This window comes from Telluria sp. ZT3P39 (assembly GCF_059685935.1).
Genome location: NZ_JCASIH010000005.1, coordinates 210,458 through 233,477 on the forward strand (window position 1 = coordinate 210,458; position 23,020 = coordinate 233,477).

The following is a 23,020-nucleotide window of genomic DNA, read 5'->3' on the forward strand; positions in this document are numbered from 1 at the left end:
GTCCGCATGTGACCATGCGGCATCGCACGACGCTCACAAGCCCTTCGCCTGCAAGGCCTCGATCTCGGCATCCCCATCATCCATCAGCCGCAATCCCAGGTCCGCCGTCGTCAAACCCAGGCTGCGTCCCATCGACAGCAACAGGCTCTGCCCCGGCGCCGCCCGATCCGGCATCAGCTGGTAGACCGGATCGGCAAACGCCTCTCCCGGCGTGGTAATCGCCCACCCCATCTCCTTGAACTGCTTGACCACATCGTCCAGCCACAGCGCATTGATCAGGTTATGGTGCAGCAGCAGCACCTGCGGGATGTCCCTGCCCTGCAGGCGGTGACTGAGTGCCCGGTAAGCCAGGGCGCGCTGGCGGATGTGCGCCAGGTAGGCCTGGCGAATCGGCTCCACGTCCGCTTGCGGATACTTGTCCAGCACCTCGACCAGCTTGTCGTTCAGGCGCCAGTCGCTGGTGTCGAGCGTGACATAGGCGTTGCGGTAGCCCTGCTGGCGGAGAAAAGTGCGCATGCCGTCGCGCTTGTCCTTGGTATTCCCTTCGCGCAGGTAGGTAAAGCGGAACCATTTCTGGTAGCCCGGCAGCGCGGCGATGATGCGGTCGCAGTCGAGCACTTCCTGCTGGTAGTGCTCCAGGCTGACCTTGGCGCTGGCCAGGTCCGGATGGGTCATCGTGTGGTTGGCGACGGCATGCCCGGCCTGGCCCCAGGCGCGCGCCAGCGCCAGGCCTTCCGGGCGGTCGGCGCCATTTGCCACCGTGACGAACAGCGCGGCCTTCACCTTGTGCCTGGCCAGCGCCGACAGCATGGCTGCGTTGCGCGCCTGCGGCGACAGGCGCGGGGTCGTGGCCAGTGTCGGGCCGTCGTCGAAGGTGAAGGCGACCGACTGGGCGGCGGCGGGCACGGATAGCAGCAGGGAGAGAAAAGCCGCAGGCAAGAAGACGCGCATCGTCAGCAGGGAAAAGATCGAAAAGCTGAATATAGCCCGGCAGCGCAAGTAAAGGAAGCAGCGCCGCGGCCTAGAAGACGCGGCGGAAAGTGCGGCGTACCAGTTCCCGATCGCCGCAATCGAAATGCCACCACTCGGTATTGATGCCGAGGAAGCCGGCGTCCAGCATGGCGCCGCGCAGCAGCAGGCGGTTGGCCACCTGCTGCTCGGTGAGCTTGCCGGCCACGAGAAAACCTTCTTCCAGCGCCGGATGCGACAGCTCGGTCATGTCGTCGAAACCGGTGCCCATGTCCAGCTCCACGCCCGCTTCGTCGAGCAGGGTGATGTCGAGCGCCATCCCGTACGAATGGATCGAGCCCCGCACCGGGTTGGCCAGGTACATCTGCAGGCCCGTGCCCGCCAGGGCATTCCACAATTGTTCCTGCACGCGCTGCGGGCGCAGGGCGTCGAGCACCAGCGCGGTGTAGCCGGGGCGCTCCTGCGCCAGCCAGGCCACGACTTTTTCCAGTGCCTCGGCGGCATCGCGGTGCAGCCAGGCGCAGTCGAAAGGCGAGTACAGGTCGCGCCCGACGAAGTTGTTGGGGGTGGCGTAGCGCAGGTCGACGGCAATGCCCTCGATGCTCGAAAGATGGCGGAATTCCGGGCTGCCGGCGATGTCTTCGCTGGCCACGCCCGATTCCACCCCAATGCTGGTCATGCACAACCCTTGTCGAGACAGGCGCGCGCGGTCGCGCCGATACAATTGGCCAGCTCGCGCGCCCCGTGCGACAGGGGGGAATGGCTGGCACTGAGCAAATACAAATGCACCGGGATCGCCGGCGCCCACTCGCGGCACTGCACCTTGCCAGGTGTGGCCGAGGCGGCCGTGAACGGGTCGAGCACGGCCATGCCGGCGCCGGCTTCCACCAGCGAACGGGCGATCTGGTAGGTCTGCACCACGGTGTGATAAATCGGCTGCACGCCCTGGGCTTCGCAGGCCGCGACCACGATCTCGCCGAGCGGGTCGCCGTCGTTCAGGCCGATGAGTTCACCGACCAGGCCTTCGGCGCCGAAAGGCAGGGCAAGTTCTTCTGCCGTCCACGTACCTGCGGGGGCCATCACGGTCAGGTTGCCGTGGGCGATCGGTTCGGCCACGATGCCGGGGTGGCGCGGGTCCTGCAGCGACAGCGCGAGGTCGGCTTCGCCAAGGCGCAGCGCGTTGACGATCTCGCTGGTGTGGTGTGTGCCGAGTTCGCAGCGCGCCATCGGGAAGTCGCGGCGCCAGGTCGACATCGCCTGCGGCAGTACGCTGATGGCGATGGTCGGCGTCGACACCAGGCGCACGGTTTCGACCGCGCGGCCCTTCAGGCTGGCCGCCAGGCGGCGGATGCCCTGCAGGTCGCGGTTCAGCTTTTCGGTTTCCACGAACAGGCGATGCGCTTCCGGCTTCGGATAGAGCTTGCCGCGCACGCGCTCGAACAGCGGCATGCCCAGCTGCAGTTCGGCGTGCTGCAGCACCTTCGTCACCGCGGGCTGCGAGATGTGGAGAACCTGGGCGGCACCGCTGATGGTACCGACCTGCATGATGGCGTGGAAAACTTCGATATGACGCAGGCGCATCGCTTTATCCTTCAGTAGAGTCTCCGCGCACCAGGCGCGGATTGGTCGAAGGATACAGGGAAAACCCCGCTGCGGCGACCGTCACGGCGTGTGCGGAGCGGTCGCCGTCGTCGGGACCGGCGGGCTGACTGGGGTCGGCTCCGGCGCCGGCACTGCCGGACTCGGCAGCGGCGGCGGGGCGGCCGGGGCGGGCGCCGTTTCCGGGATGACCGGCGCCGGCGGGGTCGCAGGCGGCAGCGGCGGCACCGGCATCGTGATCACCGGCGGCACCACCGGCAGCGGCGCATTGGCCGGCGTGGTCAGCACTTCGAGCAGCGAGGCGGTTTCGGCGTCCATATTGCCGGCGATGTCCGCAGGACGGTATTTCATCTGGAAGGCGGACAGCACGGTGCGGGTCTGCGGGTCCAGCAGGCCGCTTTGCACGATGCCGTAGCCGTGGGTGGCCAGCTTGCGCTGGAACCAGGCGGCGTCCGGCAGTAGGGCCTCGAAGGCCGGGCGCACGGCGGCCACCCGGTTGGCGTCGGGCCACGCGACCAGGCCGGCCTGGGCCAGCTGCTGCCACGGGAACAGCGGACCCGGGTCCTGCTTGCGCTGCGGGGCGATGTCGCTGTGGCCCAGCACGTTCTCGGGCGCGATGCCGTGGCGCTGGACGATGTCCTTCACCAGCCCCACCAGGGCGTCGACCTGGGTCTGCGGGAAAGGCGCGTAGACGCGGCCGGCCGGCGTGTCTTTCCAGCCAGAGTTGACGATTTCGATGCCGATCGAGCTGTTGTTGAGCTGCGTATAGTTCTTCCAGCTCGAATTGCCGGCATGGTAGGCGGCCCGCGTTTCGTCGACCAGGCGGTAGATGACCGGCTGGGGCGCGTCCGTAAGCAGATAGTGAGCGCTTACCTGCTGCTCGGTCAGGATCTTGATCGAGGCCGGGGTGTCGGCCACCGTGTAGTGCAGCACCAGGAAGCGGGCGCGGCTCGACTGGCCCTTGGCGTTGTAGGTCGTGTCGATCTTCGGACCCAGCGGTTCGACGGGCGCGGTGGCGCAGCCTGCCAGCAGGGCGAGGATGACGGGGACGATCAGGGTTTTCATCTAAAGCAATCCTGTACTGTTATTGGATGGGTGCGGCGGCCAGCCGCGCGGCCGCGTAGTGGGCGCGCAGGCCGGTCTGGCTCAGCGTGGCGTCCGGCGGCAGCGCCGCGCGCATGGTGTCGACGATGGCCGGGTGCAGCTCGGCGGCGCGGCCGGCCAGCGCCACCGGGCGCGGGCCGAAGCGCCGGATCAGGGCCAGCGCCAGGCGCGCCAGTTCGCTGCCTGCTTCGCGCAGGATAGCAGCGGCGGCCGGATCGCGCTCCGCGGTCGCGGCCACCGCGATCGCCAGCTTGCCGACTTCGCCGCGTTCGCGGCCATAGATGAACTGGCGCGAGAACGACCAGTCCGAGCCGCCCACGTGCTGGAACACCGCGTGCGCCATGGGCGAGTCTTCCCAGGCGCCGGGGCACTCGTCTTCCAGGCGCCAGATGTGGCGCAGCGCTTCGCGCGCGATCCAGAAGCCGCCGCCGCCGTCGTCCAGCACCACGCCGCGCCCGCCGGCGCGGTGGAAGCCCCCGCGCTCGTCGATGAAGGCGCCGATCGAGCCGGTGCCGGAATACACGAGATAGCCCTCGCCCGGCTTGAAGCTGGCGAGGTAGGCGATTTCGATGTCGTTGCTGAACGCGACCGCGCTCGGGGCCAGGCCGAGCAGACTGCCCAGCCACTGCTGCAGCTGTTCGCCTTCGCCGCCATAGCCGGTCAGGCCGGCGCGCACCGCTACCGGGCGGCCATGGGCCAGCACCGCGCGGGCGATGCCGGCAAAGGCGGCCTGCACGGACTCGCGCCCTTCGGCGCTGCCCATCTGCAGGGCCGACAGGCCCGGCGCCGTGCCCTCGGCGACGATGCGCCCACCGGGCGCGGCCAGGGCCCAGCGGGTCTGGGTGCCGCCGGCATCGATGCCCAGGCCCAGGCCTTCTTGCTGCTGCTGTTCGGAGTTAACCATAGTCCGCGAGTGTACGTTGTGGCCGCTCAGGCATGCGAATGAATGCTGGCGGTGTTTACATGAACAAAGCTTATGAGCCTTGCATCGTCTTTACGGCTTGCTCCAGGCCTGCACGCGCGCGCCCTCGTTGCCGAGGCGGTCCACCGCGCTCACATACACCAGATTGGCCGCGCCGAGTTTGGCATCGTCCGGCACCGTCCAGTCCACGCGCGAAGCCGGTGCCACCGCGAAGCGCCACTCGCTGCCGTGGCGCGCCCAGATCGCGTACAGCGCCGTCCCCCTGCCCGCCTTGAGCTTCAAGCCGACGCCGTCCTTGCGCGGCGCACCCGTTACCTGCGGCGTACCGGGGCGCTCGCTGGAGAGCCAGGTGGTGGCCGGCACCAGCGCTTGCCCGGCGTAGGTGGTGGCGCGCAACTGGTCGCTGATGCCCTTGCGGTTCTGCGTGAGCGCGACCATGCTGAAGTGGACATGGCCGGTGGCCAGCGGGCGGGCGCGCGTGAGGGCGATCTGCTGCAGGATTTCGTCCGGCTCGAACTGCTTGGTCGGCGCCGGCGCGCCGATGCGGCTGGTGAACAGGCCCGGCCAGATGTGGCGGCCCTGCGTGTTCTGGCCGATCCAGTAGTCGAGCAGCACCGGGTAGGACTGGGCCGCCGGTGCGATCGACCAGTACAGCTGCGGCGTGAAGTAGTCGAGCCAGCCGTTCTGCAGCCACAATTCGGCGTCGGCATACAGCTTGTCGTACTGCGAGAAACCCACGATGCCGGGCGGACGGCGGTCCGGGCGGCCCAGGCCGAAGGGGCTGATGCCGAAGCGCACCCAGCTCTTTTCGCGGTGGATGCCCTTGTACATGGCTTCGATCAGGCGGTTGACGTTGTCGCGGCGCCAGGACGGGCGATCGAGCTTGCCGCCGCCGGCCAGGTAGCGTTCCCAGGCCGGGGTGTCGGGAAAATCGAGCTCCGGCCTGGCCGCGGCCTTGCCGTTGCCATTGCCATCGAGGGCCGAGGCATTGCCGGCGACGTCGGGCGCTTCGATCGGGTAGGGATAGAAATAGTCGTCGATGTGCACGCCGTCGATGTCGTAGCGGCGCACCACGTCGAGGATCACGTCCATGGTCTGCTTCGAAGCGGCTTCTTCGCCCGGGTCCATCCACATGAACTTCCCGTAGCGCTTCACCGCAGACGGGGTGGTATTGGTGATGTGGTTCGGCGCGGCCGGCGAACGGGCGTTGTCGTGGCGCGCGCGGTAGGGGTTGAACCAGGCGTGCAGTTCGAGCCCGCGCGCATGCGCCTGGCTCACCCAGAATGCGAGCGGGTCATAGAAGGGCTGCGGCGGCTTGCCCTGCGCGCCGGTCAGGTATTCGGTCCAGGGCTCGATCTTCGATGGGTAGATGGCATCGGCCGCCGGGCGTACCTGCAGCACGATGGCGTTCAACTTGAGCGCCACGGCGCGGTCGAGGATGGCGATGGCTTCCTGCTGCTGCTGCGCGGCGGGCAAGCCCGGCTTGCTCGGCCAGTCGATGTTCGCAACCGTCGAGACCCAGGCGGCGCGGAATTCGCGCGGGGCCGGCGGCGGCGCATCGAGCGCATCTTCCGGCTTGCCCGGTTGGGTGGTGCAGGCGGTCATCAGGCCGCCCAGCGCCAGCGCACCGGTCAACCCAGCCAGCGTCAGCGCGCGTTTCTTCAAATCGGGTTTCACTATCGCTCCAATATTCTTGTTCAGACTTTGACGAACCACCGCTTGCGCCACATGGCATACGCGATCGCGAACATGCAGGCGTTGAACAGGATGGCATATAACAACGAGGTGTTGGCGGGGCCCAGCGGCAGCGCCTTGATCGGCGCGTACAGGCTGCGGCCGAGCGAGAGCTGGCTGCCGTCTGGCTGCGCCAGCTTGATAAAGCCGAGCATCTTGGCCACGAAGCCGGAGAAGGCAAAGATGAACAGCGCGTTCATCCCGTAGACCACGAACGGTGTCGCCCACACGGCCGCGCGCTCGCGCACCAGCGCATGCGGCGCGGCGTCGAGCAGCCAGAAGAACACGCCGAAGGCCAGCAGCGCCCAGCCGGTCATCCACAGGCAGTACGATACCGTCCACAGGCTCTTATTGATCGGCATGAGCACCGCATCCAGGCTCGAGCCCAGCGCCAGGAATACCAGGCCGGCGAACAGCATCCACACGGTTTGCTCGATGCGCGGCAGGTTTGATGCCAGCACGCGTCCGGCGAGCACGCCGAACAGCTGGCTGCACAGGGCCGGGATGGTGCTGACCAGCCCTTCCGGGTCCCAGGTTTTCGATTGCACCCACATGTGGCCATCCAGCACCATGCGGTCGACGTACGCGCCGAAGTCCTTGCCGGGTTCGAGCACGCCGGCCCCGATGCCGGGCACCGGCACCCACAGCATCAAGAATGCGTACAGCGCCAGCAAGCCGGCGGCGACCGCGAGCTGGGCGCGCCAGCCGAGGTAGACCACGATGGGTGCGGCCAGCAGCGTGCACAGGGCGATGCGCTGCAGCACGCCCGGGATGCGCACGGCGCCGAAGTTAAAGTGCGGGATCAGGTTGAGCAGGAAGCCGATCAGGAAGATCAGCGCGGCGCGCTTGGCCAGCTTGCGCAGCAGGCGCGGCTTGTCGGCTCCTGCTGCGGCCAGGCGCCCGAGCGAGAGCGTCATGGCGACGCCGCCGATGAACAGGAAGAAGGGAAAGATACAGTCGGTGAAGGTCCAGCCGTTCCACTTGGCGTGGGCCAGCTGGGCATGCAGATTGCCCCAGTCACCCGGGTTATTCACGAGCACCATCGCGGCGATCGTAAAGCCGCGGAAGGCGTCGAGCGAAATCAGGCGCACCGGTGCATCGCGCATTGCTGGATAGTCTCCTGGTGTTGTAGGGTGGGCGGGTCTCCCGCCCGCGCGTTCAACCGGCGCATGAATGGGCGCTGCATCTGTTCATGCCCGGATTGAACGCGCGGGCGGCGAAGCCGCCCACCCTACGGGTTCGTTATTTTTTACCGAACTCGGGATCGATCTTCACCAATGCCGCCATGATGAATGCCGGGATGGTCGACAGGCAGGCCCAGATGAAGAAGTTCTTGTAGCCGAGGTATTCCTGCAAATCGCCGCTCCACATGCCCGGCACCATCATGCCCAGCGCCATCAGGCCGGTGCAGATCGCGTAGTGGGCGGTCTTGTGCTCGCCCTCGCAGACCATGATCATGTACAGCATCATCGCGGTGAAACCGAAGCCGTAGCCGAACTGCTCGACCGCCAGCGCTGCGCACACGAGGGCGAAACTGGTCGGCTGCGCCTGCGACAGGTAGACGAAGACCAGGTCGGGAAGGTGCACGGCAAACACCATCAGCCACAGGCAACGCTTCAGGCCCAGGCGCGAGATCAGGTAGCCGCCGGCCAGGCCGCCCAGGGTCAGGAAGGCGATGCCGATGGTGCCGTAGGCGATGCCGTATTGCGCGGTGGTGAGGCCCAGTCCGCCCTTGACCAGCGGGTCCTTCAGGAAGGGCGCCACGAGTTTGAGCAGCTGCGCCTCCCCCAGGCGGAAGGTCAGGATGAAGCCGAGGATCAGCCAGATGTCGCGCTTGCGGAAGAACAGCGCGAAGGTCACGAAAAAGTCGCGCAGCGGGTTATCGGTGCGGGCGACCTTGTGGTCGGAATCGGGCTTGGGCAGGATGAAGCCGTGCCACAGGAAGGCCAGGCCGAAGAAGGCGGCGAGCACGAAGAACACGATCGACCAGGCCTGGTGGACATCGCCCAGCCGGGTGGCCAGGTAACCGGCCAGCACCACCAGCGGCCCCTGGCCGGCCAGCGTCGCCAGGCGGTAGAAGGTCGAGCGCACGCCGACAAAAGCGGCCTGCTGCTTCTGGCGCAGGCCGAGCATGTAGAAGCCGTCGGCGGAGATGTCGTGGGTGGCCGAGCTGAAGGCCATCAGCCACATCACGGCCAGGCTGGCCACAAAAAAGTTCGGCAGGTGCAGCGTCAGGCCCACTGCGACGAGCGAAGCGGCTACCGCCAGTTGCAGCAGCACGGTCCAGCGGCGCTTGGTGCCGAACATGTCGACGATGGGCGACCACAGGGGCTTGATCACCCAGGGCAGGTAGAGCAGGCTCGTATAGAAGGCGATGTCGGAATTCGAGATCCCCATGTCCTTGTACATGATCACCGACAGGCTCATCACCACCACATAGGGGATGGCCTGGGCGAAGTACAGGGAAGGTATCCAGGCCCATGGATTGGCCTGCGGCGGGCTGTTTGCTAACGAAGTCTGCATAGGTCTTTCGTGTTGCGCAGGCGCGCGCTGCTCCGCCTCAGGCGATGGCGTCGCGCACGCTGCCGTGGGCCGACGCCAGCAAGGCCTGCGCCTGCTCGACGGTGGTTTGTTTGGTCAAGGCCACGATCGCGGTCTTGACGTGGTAGCCGCACTGCTCCAGCACTGCCTGCGCAGCCGCCTCGTCGGCGCCGGTGGCGAAGACGGTGAGGCGGATGGCGCGGCGCACCAGCTTGGCATTGGTCGCCCGGAAGTCTACCATCAGGTTGCCGTAAACCTTGTTCAAACGCACCATCAGCGCGCTGGAGAAGGTGTTCAGCGCGATCTTCTGCGAGGTGCCCGCTTTCAGGCGGGTGGAGCCGGAGATGACTTCCGCACCGGTGTCCAGGGTGATGCCGATCTCGGCGCCGTTCGCCACCGGCGCGTCGGCATTGTTGGAAAAGCCGATCGTCAGCGCACCCGCTTCGCGCGCCGCGCGCAGGGCGCCCAGCACATAGGGGGTGTGGCCCGATGCCGCCAGCAGCAGCACCACGTCGCTTGGTCCGACGTCAACGCTCTTGAGGTCGGCCGCGCCCTGCTCGAGGTCGTCCTCGGCGCCTTCGACCGCCACGAACATGGCGTCGGCGCCGCCGGCCAGCAGCGCCACCGCGCGGCCGTGCGGCCAGGAGAAGGTCGGGTTCAGCTCGACGCTGTCGAGCACACCGAGGCGCCCGGAGGTGCCGGCGCCGGCGTAGATCAGGCGCCCGCCCGCTTCCATCCGCGGCAGCGCCGCAGTGACGGCGGCAGCGATGCGTGGCGCCGCGGCGCGCACTGCCTCGACGGCGCGGGTCTGGTCGTCGATGAAGACCGTGATGAGTTCAGCGGTCGGGTACTGGTCGAGGGTCGCGTGGTCCTGGGCCGGGGTTTCGGTTTTCAGCATGGACGGGTCTCTTGGTGCGGAGTGATCGATAAAACCAGTGTAATACCAATTGCCGGGACTATCCCATGAAAGCTGGCAGCGGCATCATGCCGAAAAGTTATGCAGGACGGCGCAGCTCCGCGACGAAGTCATAGTGATCGCTCAGGCAGTAAGAGTGGGTCAGCTCGACCGGTTCATTCGACTCCAGGTAGCCGATGCGGGTAATGAACAGCACCGCGCGGCCTTCCGGCACGTCCAGGCGCGCCGCCAGTTCGCTGGAGGCATTCATGGCGCGCAGGTGCTGCAGCGCGCGCACCGGCATGTGGCCGGTCTTGGCCAGGTGCGCATACAGCGAGCCGCCGACGTTCTCGGGACGCGGCAGCACGGTGGCCGGCAGGATGCTCACTTCGTAGGCCATCACCACGCCGTCGGCCAGGCGCAGGCGCTCGAGCCGCGCCACCCGCGTATTGGGCGACAGGCCGAGCGAGAGCTGCTCGTCGGCGTCGGCCAGCACGACTTCGCGCCGCAGCCAGTGGCTGCTGGGCGTATAGCCGCGCTGCTGCAGCTGTTCGGAAAAGCTCGACAAATCGGACAGCGGCTGCTCGATGCGCGGCGCGATGTAATTACCGGAACCGCGCCGGCGCACCACCAGGCCCTGGTCGACCAGCTGGTCGATCGCCTTGCGCGCGGTGACGCGCGAAACGTCGAGCCGCTCGGACAGCGTGCGTTCGGAAGGCAGCGCCTGGTCGGCCTGGTAGCGGCCCTCGCGCACGTCCTGCGCGAGCTTGCGCGCCAGCTGCATGTACAGTGGCGAGTTGTCGTTCAGGTCGAGCTGGAAAACGGGGCTGGTCGTGGTCATCGGCGTATGGAAAGATGCGTACAAAGTGTAACGGCGGCAGCGTCGCCCGACACCATGCAGCCCATGAAAAAGCGTTGTCATTGCATTCACTGGCCTTATAAGCATACCACTTGATACCAATATAAAACGGTTATGCCACCGCCACGGCTATTCATTTGGCAAGGCTCGCTGTCACTCCGTATGCTCTGCAAGACAATGACAATTACACGCCGCAAGGGCGAATAGGGAGACCGGATGAACCAGGGCAGGCGATCCTTGCTGGGCATGGCTTTGCTGGGCAGCGTCGAACCGCTGTTCGCGGCGCCCCCCTCGCCCGTCGCGCCGCTGCTCCCCCTGGAAGCACGCCGGGCGCTCGATGCCGAACTCGCGGCGGTCGCGGGCGATCCGGCGATGCAGCTGGCCAGCCTGTCGGTGGTCGCGATCCGCGGCGGCCAGCCGGTGTACGAACACGCTGTCGGACGCCGCTTCATCGGCAACGGCGCCCTGCCAGATCGCCCGGCTACGCCGCAGACCTTGTACCGCATCGCCTCGATTTCCAAGATGATGACCACCCTGGGCCTGATGCGGCTCGTCGAATCAGGCCGGGTCGACCTGGACGCCGACGTCTCCGGCTACCTGGGCTTCAGCCTGCGCAACCCGCATTTCCCGGCGCAGGCCATCACCCTGCGCACCCTGCTCACCCATCAGTCCTCGCTGCGCGACGACGGCGGCTATTCGTGGCCGCTGAGCACCGCCCTGAGGGACGTGCTGGTGCCGGGCGCCCCGTTATATGGCGCGGGCAAGATGTGGTCCGACCGCGCCGGGCCGGGCGCCTGGTTCACCTACTGTAACCTCGGCTGGGGCGTGATCGGCACCGTGATGGAGCGCGTCACCAGCGAGCGCTTCGACCTGCTCATGCAGCGTTTGCTGCTGCAGCCGCTCGGCATCGAAGGCGGCTACAACCCCGCCATGCTGCCGCCTGGGGCGCTCGACAAGCTGGCGACGCTCTACCGCAAGCGCACCACGGACACCGAGATCTGGGACGGGGAAGGCCCGTGGATCGCCCAGGTCGACGATTATTCCGCCAGGCCACCCGCGCCGCCGGCCGGCATCGCCACCTATGTCCCGGGCGCCAACGCCACGCCTTTCAGCCCGACCGGCGGCCTGCGCATCTCGGCGCGCGACATGGGCGTGGTGATGCGCATGCTGATCAATGGCGGCATGCACGGAACGACGCGGCTGTTCCAGCGCGCCACCCTCGAGCGCATGTTCGCGCGCCAGTGGACCTTTGATGCCAAGGGCGGCAACGGCGATTCGATGAACGGCTTCTTCAACGCCTGGGGCCTGGGCAATGCCCAGTTCCCGGACCGCCCCGGCATGGCGCTCGTGGAGGGAGGCGGCTTCGAGGCCGTCGGCCACCTGGGCGACGCCTACGGCCTGCGTTCGGTATTCGCCTTCGACCCGGCGCGCGGCAACGGCCTGATCGTGCTGGCCGGCGGCAGCTCGCACGACCCGGCCCTGCAAAAGGGCCGTTACTCGGCCATGGCGCGCTACGAGGAACGCATCCTCACGGCGCTGCACCGGCATGCCATCGTCGGCCAACGGGCGGCATCATGATGCCAAGCCCCTATTTATATACCGTGGTTATGGCGTCCGGCGCGACTTTCATTGGCCGTGATGGGACCCAGCGCCTAAGCTCTCACCCCATGTCCAAGAAGAAGAGTGCAGGATGCAGCAGATAATCGTCATCGGCGGCGGCGTGGTCGGCCTGACCTCGGCCTGGTGGCTGGCCGAAGCCGGCTACCGCGTCACCGTGCTCGAACGCGCTCCGGAAGTCGGCAGCGGGTCCAGCTACGGCAATGGCGGGCAGCTGAGCTACCGCTACGTGTCGCCGCTGGCCGACGCGGGCGTGCCGCTGAAAGCCCTGCAGTGGATGTTCCAGGACACCGGCCCGCTGCACTTCCGGCCCGAGGCCGACCTGCGCCAGTACCGCTGGCTGGCCAGCTTCCTGGCCCATTGCCGCGCCGACGTCAACCGCAAGACCACGGCCAAGCTGCTCGAACTGGGCGAACTGTCGCGCCAGGGCATGAAGCAGCTCGAAGTGAGCATCCCGCTCGACGAATTCGACTGGCGCGACGCCGGCAAGCTGGTGGTCTACCGCTCGCGCGACCTGTTCGTGAAAGCGGCCGGGAAGGCCGGCGCCGGCGAAATCTGGTCCCCCGCCGAATGCGCCGCACGCGAACCTTCGCTGGCGGCAGCCGAACCGCTGCTGGCCGGCGGCATCTATAACAGCGGCGAAGCGGTGGCCGACTGCCACGCTTTCTGCCTGGCGCTGGCCGATCGCCTGCGCGCCCATCCGCGCTTCCAGGGTTTCGTGGGCGGCGAGGCGCGCCGCCTGCTGGCCGACGGTGGCCGCATCACCGGCATCGAGATCGACACCGGCGCGGGAATCAACACCATCGCCGCCGACAGCTATGTGCTGGCGGCCGGCATCCAGAGCCGCAACCTGTCCGATACCGTCGGCATCACCCTGCCGCTCTACCCGCTCAAGGGCTACAGCCTGACCGCGCCGATCCGCCCGGACGACGTGGCGCCGGAAATCAGCGTCACCGACTTCGAGCGCAAGGTGCTGTACGCGCGCATCGGCGACAAGCTGCGCGTGGCCGCCATGGTCGACATGGTGGGCGAAGACCTGCGCCACAACCCGAAGCGGGTCGACAGCCTGACCCGGCAGGTGCGCGAAACCATGCCGCGCGCGGCCGACTATTCGCAGCTCTCGGTCTGGGCCGGCCTGCGCCCCGCCACCCCGAGCAGCGCCCCGATCATCGGCGCCACGCCCTACGCCAACCTGTGGCTGAACGTCGGCCACGGGCCGCTGGGCTTTACCTTCGCCTGCGGCAGCGCCGCCTTGCTGACGGGCGCGATGCGGGGCGAGGCGCCGCCGTTTTCGCTCGATGGGCTGACCCTGCGCGGCTGACCGCGGCCCGTGCCTCCGCCGGAAATGGCGGATAATGGCGCCCATGTCCAAGACAAGCACTCCTGGCGCCTGCCCCTGCGGCGGGCCCTCGCTGGCCGCCTGCTGCGGCCCCTTCATCGCTGGCCAAGCACTGCCGCCCACGGCCGAGGCCCTGATGCGCTCGCGTTATACCGCCTACAGCCAGAAGAACGAGCCTTATTTGCTGGCCACCTGGCACCCGAGCACCCGTCCAGGCGAGCCCATCATCGACGAAAAAGAGCCGATCCGCTGGCTGGGACTTGAGGTAAAATCTGCTTTACGTTTACGTCAACGTAAAGTAAATTTGCCGGATGATCCAGACCGTGACACCGTCGAATTCGTCGCCCGCTTCAAGGTGGGAGGACGGGCGCAGCGGCTGCACGAAGTGAGCCGTTTCCTGCGCGAACCCGACCCGGAGACCGGGACGCCGCGCTGGTACTACGTGGACGGCAGTTTCCCGACATAGAACTATAGAAGAGACCATATGCCCCAGATCGAGAGCAAACTCAACCCGCGCGGCGAAGACTTCAAGGCCAATGCGGCCGCCATGCAGCTGATCGTCGACGACCTGCGCGCGAAGGTCGCGCAAGTCGCGCTGGGCGGCGGCGAAGCGGCCAGTGCCAAGCACCTCGCGCGCGGCAAGCTGCTGCCGCGCGACCGCGTGCAGATGCTGCTCGATCCGGGCACGCCCTTCCTCGAATTCTCCCAGTTGGCCGCCTACGAGATGTACGAGGGCGCCGCGCCTGCGGCCGGCATCATCACCGGCATCGGGCGCGTGGCCGGCCAGGAATGCGTGATCGTCTGTAACGACGCCACCGTCAAGGGCGGCACCTATTACCCGATGACGGTAAAAAAACACCTGCGCGCCCAGGAGATCGCCGAGCAGAACAACCTGCCCTGCATCTACCTGGTCGATTCGGGCGGCGCCAACCTGCCGAACCAGGACGACGTGTTCCCGGACCGCGACCACTTCGGCCGCATCTTCTATAACCAGGCGAATTTGTCCGCCAAGGGCATCCCGCAGATCGCGGTGGTCATGGGTTCGTGCACGGCCGGCGGCGCCTACGTGCCGGCGATGAGCGACGAATCGATCATCGTCAAGGAACAGGGCACCATCTTCCTGGGCGGCCCACCGCTGGTAAAAGCGGCGACCGGCGAAGTGGTCACGGCCGAAGACCTGGGCGGCGGCGACGTCCATACCCGCCTGTCGGGCGTGGTCGACCACCTGGCCCAGAACGATTTGCATGCGCTGTCGCTGGCGCGCACCATCGTGTCGAACCTGAACCGTGTGAAACCTGCGCAGGGCGCGCTGCGCGAGAGCGTGGAGCCGAAGCACGCGCCGGAAGAACTGTACGGCGTGATTCCGGTCGACACCCGCAAGCCCTTCGACGTGCGCGAAGTGATTGCTCGCGTGGTGGACGGCAGTGAATTCGACGAATTCAAGGCGCGCTACGGCACCACGCTGGTCTGCGGCTTCGCCCATATCTACGGCATGAAGGTCGGCATCATCGCGAATAACGGCATCCTGTTCTCGGAATCGGCGCTCAAGGGCACCCATTTCATCGAACTGTGCTGCCAGCGCAAGATCCCGCTGGTCTTCCTGCAGAACATCACCGGCTTCATGGTTGGCCGCAAATACGAAAACGAAGGCATCGCCCGCAACGGCGCCAAGATGGTCACGGCCGTCGCTACCGCTTCGGTGCCGAAGTTCACCGTCATCATCGGCGGCAGTTTTGGCGCCGGTAACTACGGCATGTGCGGCCGCGCATTCTCGCCGCGCTTCCTGTGGATGTGGCCGAATGCGCGCATCTCCGTCATGGGCGGCGACCAGGCCGCGTCGGTGCTGGCCACCGTCAAGCGCGACGGCATCGAGGGCAAGGGCGGCCAGTGGTCGGCGGACGAAGAAGCCGCCTTCAAGCAGCCGATCAAGGAACAGTACGAGCACCAGGGCCACCCGTATTACGCGTCGGCGCGCCTGTGGGACGACGGCGTCATCGACCCGGCCGATACCCGCACCGTGCTGGGCCTGGGGCTGTCGGCCGCGCTGAACGCGCCGATCGAGGACACGAAGTTCGGCGTCTTCCGGATGTAAAGGGAACTTGACAATGGAATACCAAACGCTCACCATCGCCATCGACGGCAAGGTCGCTGCCGTCACCCTGAACCGCCCGGACGTACGCAACGCCTTCAACGAACACGCCATCGCCGAGCTGGCGCTGGCCTTCGACGAACTGGGACGCCATGAAGGCGTGCGCGCTATCGTCTTGGGGGCGAACGGCCCGGCCTTCTGCGCCGGCGCGGACCTGAACTGGATGAAGAAGATGGCCGGCTACTCGCACAGCGAGAACCAGGAAGACGCCGCGCGCCTGGCCGACATGCTGCGCACCATCTACCTGTGCCCGAAACCCACCGTGGCCAAGGTGCAGGGCGACTGCTACGCCGGCGGCATGGGCCTGGTCGCGGCCTGCGACATCGTCGTCAGCAGCGAAGTGGCCAACTTCTGCCTGTCCGAGGTCAAGCTGGGCCTGATCCCGGCCACCATCTCGCCGTATGTCATCAAGGCGATGGGCGAGCAGGCGGCGCGCCGCTATTTCCTCACCGCCGAGCGCTTCGACGCGCGTGAAGCCCACCGCATCGGTTTTGCACATGAAGTGGTCGCGGCGGACATGCTCGACGCCACCGTGGCCGGCATCGTCAAGTCGCTGGTGACCAACAGTCCGCATGCCGTCTGCCAAGCGAAAAAACTGGTGCGCGAAGTCGTGGGCCAACAGGTAGACGACGCGCTGCTGCTCGATACCGCCAACCGCATCGCCGCCATCCGTGCATCGAGCGAGGGCAAGGAAGGCGTCGCCTCCTTCCTCGAGAAGCGCAAGCCGACCTGGCTGAACTAACACTGGAACCATCTTGAAGCCGCAAACCTCTTCCGACTGGATCGCACGCAGCCTGCGCAGTGTGTGGCACCCGTGCACCCAGATGCAGCACCACGAAGAGGTGCCGCTGATCGCGGTCAGCCACGGCAAGGGTCCCTGGCTGTACGACCACGAAGGGCGGCGCTACCTGGACGCGATCAGCTCCTGGTGGGTCAACCTGTTTGGCCACGCCAACCCGCGCATCAACGCGGCCCTGAAAGACCAGCTGGACAAGCTGGAACACGCGATGCTGGCCGGCTTCACGCACGAGCCGGTGATCGAATTGTCCGAGCAGCTGGCGGCCCTCACCGGCCACGCGCTGGGCCACGCCTTCTATGCGTCCGACGGCGCCTCGGCGGTGGAAATCGCCATGAAGATGAGCTTTCATTCGTGGCGCAATGCCGGCCACACGGCCAAGCAGGAATTCGTCTGCCTGCAGGGCAGCTACCATGGCGAGACCATCGGCGCGCTGTCCGTCACCGATGTGCCGCTGTTCAAGGATGCCTACGGCCCGCTGCTGCGCGCCTCGCACGTGGTGCCCAGCCCCGACGCGCGCAATGCGCACGAAGGCGAATCGGCCCAGGACGTGGCGCGCCGCGCGATTGGCGATGTGCGCGCCCTGTTCGAGGCGCGCGGCGAGCGCATCGCCGCCATCATCGTCGAGCCGCTGGTGCAGTGCGCGACCGGCATGGCGATGTACGAGCCGCTCTACCTGGAACTGCTGCGCGAGCTGTGCGACCAGCACCAGGTACACCTGATCGCCGACGAAATCGCCGTGGGCTGCGGGCGCACCGGCACCTTCTTCGCCTGCGAGCAGGCCGCCATCTGGCCGGACTTCTTGTGCCTGTCGAAAGGCATCAGCGGCGGCTATTTGCCGCTGTCGCTGGTACTGACCAGCGACGCCATCTACCAGTCTTTCTACAGCGAAGACATCACGCGCGGCTTCCTGCACTCGCACTCCTATACCGGCAACCCGCTGGCCTGCCGCGCGGCGCTGGCCACGCTGCAGATCTTCGAGGACGACGACGTCCTGAACCGCAACCGCGAGCTGGCGACGAAACTGACCGTGGCGCTGGCGCCGCTGGCCGAGCACGACCGCACACGCCATTTCCGCCAACACGGCATGATCTTCGCGTTCGACGCGGTGGAAACCGATCCAGTCCGCGCGTCAAACTTCTCGCGCCGCTTTTTCACTACCGCGGTCGAGAACGAACTGCTGCTGCGCCCAATTGGCCGCACCGTCTACCTGATGCCGCCGTATATCCTGAATGACGAAGAGATCGCCGGCCTGGCCGAGCGCACCCAGCGGGTCTTCGAATCGGTGATCGCTCCCTAGCATGGACGCATTTCCAAACATCCTCGCCGCCATCGACCGCAAGCTCGACACGCTTTCCGCGCACAGCCTCACGCGCCGCCTGCGCGTGGCCGACAGCGCCTGCGCACCGCGCCAGGTCGTCGATGGCCGCCCGATGCTGGCCTTCTGCAGCAACGATTATCTTGGCCTGGCGGCGCATCCGCTGGTGATCGAAGCGCTGCGCGAAGGCGCCAGCCGCTACGGCGCCGGCAGCGGCGCCTCGCACCTCGTCAGTGGCCACAGCCGCGCGCACGCGCTGCTGGAACACCGCCTGGCCGAGTGGATGGCGCCGCATATCGACAAGGCGCGCGCACTCTACCTGTGCACCGGCTACATGGCCAACCTCGCCATCCTCACCGCCCTGGGCGCCGATGCCGACGCCATGATTTTTTCGGAAGCGCTGAACCACGCCTCGCTGATCGACGGCGCCCGCCTGGCCAAGGCCGGCGTGACGGTCTATCCGCATGGGGACGTCGCCGCACTGGACCGGCTGCTGCAGGCCAGCAGCGCCGCCATCAAAATCGTCGTCACCGACAGCGTGTTCAGCATGGACGGCAACCTGGCGCCACTGCCCGAACTCCTGGCGCTATGCGAGCGCCACGGCGCCTGGCTGGTGGTGGACGATGCCCACGGCTTCGGCGTGCTGGGAGAAAACGGCCGCGGCGCGCTCGAGCATTTCGATCTGCGCTCGCCGAACCTGGTCTACATGGGCACGCTCGGCAAAGCGGCCGGCGTGGGCGGCGCCTTCATTGCCGCGCATGCCAGCCTGATCGAGCTGCTGGTGCAGCGCTCGCGCCCCTACATCTACACGACCGCCGCGCCACCCGCGCTGGCGCATGCGCTGCAGGCCAGCCTGGACATCATCGGCGGCCCGGAAGGCAGGCAGCGCCGCGCCCACCTGGCGGCCCTGGTGGACCGCCTGCAGGGCGCACTGCGCCTGCAGCGCTGGGAGCTGGCGGCCTCGAACACTGCGATCCAGCCCGTCATCATCGGCAGCAACGACGCTGCCCTGCGCGTGGCTGCCGGCCTGCACGAGCAGGGCCTGTGGGTGCCGGCGATCCGCCCGCCGACCGTGGCGCCGGGCACCGCGCGCCTGCGCGTGACGCTGTCGGCTGCACACACGGCTGAAGAGGTGCTGCTGCTGGCAGGCGCGCTCAATGAACTGGAAAGGGCCACGACATGAATAATTTGAACGAGCCGACGGCGCTGACCCCGGACGTGATCGCCCCGGGCCATGCGCAAGGCGTCGCCGAAGTGGCGGAGCCGGTGTTTGAAGCGCAGCCGGAAGCACGCGCGCTGGACGCCATCCCGTCGCGCTTTTGCTGCTTCGTCACCGGCACCGACACCGAGATCGGCAAGACCCTGGTCTCCAGCGCCATCCTGTACAAGCTGGCGGCGAGCGGGCGCCGTGCCTGCGGCATGAAGCCCGTTGCGGCCGGCGCCACCATGATCGACGGCGAACTGCATAACGAGGACGCCGACATGCTGCGCGCCGCCGGCAACGTGCACTTCCCGATCAGCATCACGACACCCTTCATGCTCAAGGAGCCGGCCGCGCCGCACATCGCCGCGGCGCTGGAAGGCGTGACCATCGAGGCCGTCCCTATCCTGGCCGCGTACACCGAAATCCAGGCGGCGTCGGACGCCGTGGTAGTCGAAGGCGTGGGGGGGTTCCGCGTGCCCTTCAACGACGCCTTCGACAGCGCCGACCTGGCCGCGCAGCTGAACCTGCCGGTGATCCTGGTGGTGGGCCTGCGCCTGGGCTGCATCAGCCACGCGCTGCTCACGGTCGAAGCGATCGTCGCGCGCGGGCTGGTGCTGGCCGGCTGGGTCGCCAATACCGTCGACCCGGACATGCGCTACGAAGCCGAAAACATCGAAGCGCTGCAACAGCGCATCCCGGCGCCCCTGCTGGGCCACGTGCCGCGGCTGCAAGACCCGACGGCCGCCGCCGCCGCCGAATTCATCGACCTTGCGGGACTGCCGGGCTGGCATTCCCCACGCGTCTAGTCTCACACTGAAGGAAACGAAATGAGCCAACTTAATACCGTCGCCCTGCACCGCCCTGTCGCCGCCATCAAGCAGGCGGAGAACGCCACCTGGCCGCTGGCCGACGTACTGGCGCTGTTCGAGCTGCCGTTCACGGAGCTGATGCACCGCGCCCAGACCCTGCACCGTGCGCATTTCCCGGACGGCGACGTCGAACTTGCCACCCTGCTGTCGATCAAGACCGGCGGCTGCGAGGAAGACTGCGGCTACTGCCCGCAAGCCGCGCGCTACGACACCGGCGTCGAGGCCAAGAAGATCCTCGACCTCGACACCGTGCTCGATGCCGCGCGCCAGGCCAAGGCCAGCGGCGCCACGCGCTTCTGCATGGGCGCCGCATGGCGCAGCCCGAAGGAACGCGACATGGAAAAGGTCGAGACCATGGTGCGTGAAGTCAAAGCACTGGGCATGGAAACCTGCGCGACGCTGGGAATGCTGGAAGAAGGCCAGGCCGAACAGCTCAAGCGCGCGGGCCTGGACTACTACAACCACAACATCGACACCGCGCCGGACTTCTACGACAACGTGATCTCGACCCGCGAATACCAGGACCGCCTGGACACGCTGGGCCGCGTGCGCAGCGCCGGCCTGAAGGTCTGCTGCGGCGGCATCGTGGGCATGGGCGAGACGCGCGAACAGCGCGCCGGCCTGATCGCCCAACTGGCCAACCTGAACCCGTATCCGGAATCGGTGCCGGTCAACCACCTGGTGCAGGTGGAAGGCACGCCGCTGCACGGCATCGAAAAGCTCGACCCGATCGAATTCGTGCGCACCATTGCCGTCGCCCGCATCACCATGCCGGAAGCGCGCGTGCGCCTGTCCGCCGGCCGCCGCGAGCTGGGCGAGGCCGTGCAGGCGATGTGCTTCATGGCCGGCGCCAACTCGATCTTCTACGGCGACAAGCTGCTCACCACCGGCAATCCGGAAGCGGACGACGACCGCGTGCTCTTGGCAAAGCTGGGTCTCAAGACCCGCGCCGCGACGCTCGATTCGGCCCCGAAAGCCGCCTGCGCCTGCTGAACCACGCTGCGGCCGGGGAGACACGGCCGCTCATGAACTGACAATCAAGAAGCGAAAGACAACGCATGTTCACCAAAATCCTCATCGCCAACCGTGGCGAAATCGCCTGCCGTGTCGCCGCCACCGCGCGCCGCATGGGTATCCGCACCGTCGCCGTCTATTCGGAAGCCGACGCAGGATCGAAACACGTGGCGGTCTGCGATGAGGCGGTGCTGATCGGCCCGGCCGCCGCCAAGGAAAGCTACCTGCGCGGCCAGAAGATCATCGAGGTCGCGAAAGCCACGGGCGCCCAGGCGATCCACCCGGGCTACGGCTTCCTGTCGGAGAACGCGGAATTCGCCGAAGCCGTGCAGGCCGCGGGCCTGGTCTTCATCGGGCCGCCGGGTTCCTCGATGCGCGCGATGGGTTCGAAATCGGCCGCCAAGCAGCTGATGGAAGGCGCCAACGTTCCCTTGGTTCCGGGCTACCACGGCGACAACCAGGAGCCGACATTCCTGCGCGAGCAGGCCGACCGCATCGGCTATCCGGTGCTGCTCAAAGCCAGCGCCGGCGGCGGCGGCAAGGGCATGCGCGTGGTCGAGCGCTCGGAAGACTTCGAGGCCGCGCTGGCTTCGTGCAAGCGCGAGGCAATCAGCTCCTTCGGCGACGACAAGGTACTGGTCGAGAAATACCTGATCCGCCCGCGCCACATCGAAATCCAGGTGTTCGCCGATACCCTGGGCAACTGCGTCTACCTGCACGAGCGCGACTGCTCGGTGCAGCGCCGCCACCAGAAAGTGCTGGAAGAAGCGCCGGCGCCGAACATGCCGCCGGACCGCCGCGCGGCCATGGGTGAAGCGGCCGTGAGCGCCGCGCGCGCCGTCGGTTACGTGGGCGCGGGCACGGTGGAATTCATCGCCAACCAGGACGGCTCCTTCTACTTCATGGAGATGAATACCCGCCTGCAGGTGGAGCATCCGGTCACCGAGATGATCACCGGGACCGACCTGGTCGAGTGGCAGCTGCGCGTGGCCGCCGGCCAGCCGCTGCCGAAGAAACAGAGCGAGCTTGGCATCCACGGCCATTCGATCGAAGCGCGCATCTATGCCGAGAACCCCGAGAAAGGCTTCCTGCCTTCCATCGGCACCTTGCGCCACATGGACACGCCAGCAGCGGTCGAATTCGAGCTGGGCGCTTTTGGGCTGGACCCTGCCAGCGTGCGCGTCGATTCGGGCGTGCGCGAGGGCGACGCCATCTCGCCCTTCTACGACCCGATGATCGCCAAGCTGATCGTCTGGGGCGCGGACCGCACCCAGGCACTGGCGCGGCTGTCGCAGGCCCTCAGCGAATTCCAGATCGTGGGCCTGGCGACCAATATCGCTTTCCTCAAGCGCCTGATCGAAGGCGAGGCCTTCTCGAGCGCGGACCTGGACACCGGCCTGATCGAGCGCCACGGCGAGACCCTGTTCCCGGCCCCATCTGCCGCGCCCGTGGGCGCGCTGGCATTGGCGGCGCTGGCATTGAGCCTTGGTGAGACGCAGCGTGGAGCGCTGAATCCCGCCGAGCCGTGGGCGCAGGCCAGCGGTTGGCGCATGAACAGCGCCTACCGCCGCGTGCTGTCGTTCGCCGATGAGTTCACGGGCAAGGACGGCGGCTACCAGGTGGGCCTCACCTATACCTCCCACGGCTGGGAGGTCGATGCGAATGGCGAGCGCCAGCCGCTCGCGCTGGTGCGCCAGGAAGGTTCCGAGCTGACCATCCGCCTGGGCGAAACCTCGCTGCACGGCAGCGTGCGCCGCGACGGCGACTTGTTCCACGTCTTCACGGGCGGCCGTCATGTCACGCTGGCGTACAATGACCCGATGGCCCATGCGGGCGAACAGGAAGCCGCGGGGGGCCGCCTGACCGCGCCGATGCCGGGCAAGGTGGTAGCCGTGCTGGCCGTGGCCGGCAAGGAAGTGAAAAAGGGCGAACCGCTGGTGATCATGGAAGCCATGAAGATGGAACACACGATTGCGGCGCCGAGCGACGGCCTGGTGGAAGAAGTCCTGTACCAGGTCGGCGACCAGGTGGCCGATGGCGCACCGCTGCTGGCGTTCAAGGCGGCCTAACAACACCACAAAAGAGGGGAGC

General features: G+C 67.2%; 19 protein-coding genes and 1 pseudogene. 10 read left to right on the forward strand and 10 right to left on the reverse strand.

The window, feature by feature from the left end; translation table 11 throughout:
* Positions 1 to 33: 33 nt before the first annotated feature.
* The 10 genes and pseudogenes from AC56LR_RS07930 to AC56LR_RS07975 all read right to left on the reverse strand — a co-directional run bounded on the left by AC56LR_RS07930 (position 34) and on the right by AC56LR_RS07975 (position 10,605).
* On the reverse strand, positions 34 to 951 hold the full coding sequence (locus AC56LR_RS07930; RefSeq protein ID WP_497129299.1) for a polysaccharide deacetylase family protein: 918 nt from the start codon (positions 949 to 951) through the stop codon (positions 34 to 36).
* A 70-nt stretch (positions 952 to 1,021) separates the two neighbouring features.
* Positions 1,022 to 1,648, reverse strand: a complete 627-nt coding sequence (locus AC56LR_RS07935; RefSeq protein ID WP_497129300.1) for a M15 family metallopeptidase — start codon at positions 1,646 to 1,648, stop codon at positions 1,022 to 1,024.
* The gene (locus AC56LR_RS07940; RefSeq protein ID WP_497129301.1) at positions 1,645 to 2,550 is read right to left on the reverse strand and encodes a LysR family transcriptional regulator; all 906 of its coding nucleotides are present in this window, start codon (positions 2,548 to 2,550) and stop codon (positions 1,645 to 1,647) included. The genes AC56LR_RS07935 and AC56LR_RS07940 overlap by 4 nt, the downstream gene beginning before the upstream one ends.
* A gap of 300 nt (positions 2,551 to 2,850) precedes the next feature.
* Positions 2,851 to 3,633, reverse strand: a pseudogene (locus AC56LR_RS07945) (N-acetylmuramoyl-L-alanine amidase); the annotation flags it as partial.
* Between the two features lie 19 nt (positions 3,634 to 3,652).
* On the reverse strand, positions 3,653 to 4,576 hold the full coding sequence (locus tag AC56LR_RS07950; RefSeq protein ID WP_497129302.1) for an N-acetylglucosamine kinase: 924 nt from the start codon (positions 4,574 to 4,576) through the stop codon (positions 3,653 to 3,655).
* Positions 4,577 to 4,666: 90 nt separating this feature from the next.
* Complete coding sequence (locus AC56LR_RS07955) at positions 4,667 to 6,271, reverse strand: glycoside hydrolase family 10-like protein (RefSeq protein WP_497129303.1); 1,605 nt, start codon at positions 6,269 to 6,271, stop codon at positions 4,667 to 4,669.
* Positions 6,272 to 6,291: 20 nt separating this feature from the next.
* Positions 6,292 to 7,434, reverse strand: a complete 1,143-nt coding sequence (locus tag AC56LR_RS07960; protein WP_497129304.1) for an acyltransferase family protein — start codon at positions 7,432 to 7,434, stop codon at positions 6,292 to 6,294.
* 136 nt (positions 7,435 to 7,570) lie between these two features.
* A complete protein-coding gene (locus AC56LR_RS07965; RefSeq protein ID WP_497129305.1) occupies positions 7,571 to 8,851 on the reverse strand; it encodes an AmpG family muropeptide MFS transporter in 1,281 nt (426 codons plus the stop codon).
* A 37-nt stretch (positions 8,852 to 8,888) separates the two neighbouring features.
* Entirely contained in the window at positions 8,889 to 9,767 is an 879-nt protein-coding gene (locus tag AC56LR_RS07970) for an N-acetylmuramic acid 6-phosphate etherase (protein WP_497129306.1), read from the reverse strand.
* Positions 9,768 to 9,864: 97 nt separating this feature from the next.
* Positions 9,865 to 10,605 carry a GntR family transcriptional regulator gene (locus AC56LR_RS07975; RefSeq protein ID WP_497129307.1) on the reverse strand — a complete coding sequence of 247 codons (741 nt, stop codon included), beginning with the start codon at positions 10,603 to 10,605 and terminating at the stop codon, positions 9,865 to 9,867.
* Between the two features lie 234 nt (positions 10,606 to 10,839).
* Between AC56LR_RS07975 and AC56LR_RS07980 the strand changes: the two genes are divergently transcribed.
* The 10 genes from AC56LR_RS07980 to AC56LR_RS08025 all read left to right on the forward strand — a co-directional run bounded on the left by AC56LR_RS07980 (position 10,840) and on the right by AC56LR_RS08025 (position 22,998).
* On the forward strand, positions 10,840 to 12,201 hold the full coding sequence (locus AC56LR_RS07980; RefSeq protein WP_497129308.1) for a serine hydrolase domain-containing protein: 1,362 nt from the start codon (positions 10,840 to 10,842) through the stop codon (positions 12,199 to 12,201).
* 112 nt (positions 12,202 to 12,313) lie between these two features.
* Entirely contained in the window at positions 12,314 to 13,561 is a 1,248-nt protein-coding gene (locus tag AC56LR_RS07985) for a D-amino acid dehydrogenase (RefSeq protein ID WP_497129309.1), read from the forward strand.
* A 43-nt stretch (positions 13,562 to 13,604) separates the two neighbouring features.
* On the forward strand, positions 13,605 to 14,045 hold the full coding sequence (locus AC56LR_RS07990) for a YchJ family protein (RefSeq protein WP_497129310.1): 441 nt from the start codon (positions 13,605 to 13,607) through the stop codon (positions 14,043 to 14,045).
* Positions 14,046 to 14,063: 18 nt separating this feature from the next.
* Entirely contained in the window at positions 14,064 to 15,671 is a 1,608-nt protein-coding gene (locus AC56LR_RS07995) for a carboxyl transferase domain-containing protein (protein WP_497129311.1), read from the forward strand.
* 13 nt (positions 15,672 to 15,684) lie between these two features.
* Positions 15,685 to 16,470 carry an enoyl-CoA hydratase/isomerase family protein gene (locus AC56LR_RS08000; RefSeq protein WP_497129312.1) on the forward strand — a complete coding sequence of 262 codons (786 nt, stop codon included), beginning with the start codon at positions 15,685 to 15,687 and terminating at the stop codon, positions 16,468 to 16,470.
* Positions 16,471 to 16,483: 13 nt separating this feature from the next.
* Complete coding sequence (gene bioA / locus AC56LR_RS08005) at positions 16,484 to 17,824, forward strand: adenosylmethionine--8-amino-7-oxononanoate transaminase (protein ID WP_497129313.1); 1,341 nt, start codon at positions 16,484 to 16,486, stop codon at positions 17,822 to 17,824.
* Between the two features lies 1 nt (position 17,825).
* Positions 17,826 to 19,025, forward strand: a complete 1,200-nt coding sequence (gene bioF / locus AC56LR_RS08010) for an 8-amino-7-oxononanoate synthase (protein ID WP_497129314.1) — start codon at positions 17,826 to 17,828, stop codon at positions 19,023 to 19,025.
* Positions 19,022 to 19,852 (forward strand): dethiobiotin synthase, encoded by an 831-nt coding sequence (bioD, locus tag AC56LR_RS08015; RefSeq protein WP_497129315.1) that lies wholly within the window; start codon positions 19,022 to 19,024, stop codon positions 19,850 to 19,852. Before bioF ends, bioD begins: the two co-directional genes overlap by 4 nt.
* Before the next feature lie 21 nt (positions 19,853 to 19,873).
* On the forward strand, positions 19,874 to 20,908 hold the full coding sequence (bioB, locus tag AC56LR_RS08020; protein WP_497129316.1) for a biotin synthase BioB: 1,035 nt from the start codon (positions 19,874 to 19,876) through the stop codon (positions 20,906 to 20,908).
* 65 nt (positions 20,909 to 20,973) lie between these two features.
* Entirely contained in the window at positions 20,974 to 22,998 is a 2,025-nt protein-coding gene (locus AC56LR_RS08025; protein ID WP_497129317.1) for an acetyl/propionyl/methylcrotonyl-CoA carboxylase subunit alpha, read from the forward strand.
* The last annotated feature ends 22 nt before the right edge of the window (positions 22,999 to 23,020 follow it).